Source organism: Pseudoflavonifractor sp. 60 (assembly GCF_009911645.1).
Classification (GTDB): domain Bacteria; phylum Bacillota; class Clostridia; order Oscillospirales; family Oscillospiraceae; genus Lawsonibacter.
The window spans coordinates 1-393 of record NZ_QWKI01000269.1 but is presented as its reverse complement, the minus strand read 5'-3'; the positions used below and the strand labels follow the sequence as shown (position 1 = coordinate 393).

The 393-nt window shown below is 55.5% G+C and carries 1 protein-coding gene; it reads right to left on the bottom strand.

The features are described 5' to 3' along the window. Positions 1–393: DUF4368 domain-containing protein (locus D1646_RS21285; protein WP_160638365.1), on the bottom strand; the 393-nt coding region annotated here is incomplete at both ends.

Sequence of the window (393 nt, the reverse complement as noted above, 5' to 3'; positions counted from 1 at the left end):
TTGGAGATCGGGCGGTTGCCGCCTGGATACCAATAGGAGTAGAATTTGAACGCCGATTTGCAGAGGGGCTTTCCGATTACCCGCTCAACGTCTGCAAAAGAGAGGGTAACGCTGTCCTCCGTCTGCTGGGAAAGGTACTCGCCCAGCGGGGCAAAGCTGGTATTTGCTGCAACATACCGCTCCTGGGGCGGCTCTGCGGCGGCAGGGGCTTCGGGTTCCTGCTCGACAGGAAGTTCTATCAGCCCAATGAAATTGAAATAAACGTCAACACGCTGCTTGCGCTTATAGCGGCCTACACTCACGCGCTCATGGACAACAACCTTTTCCACAAACTCATTGAGCATGGGCGTGGTCAACTCGTCAAAGCTGGTGTAGCGGTCAACCAGGGCCATG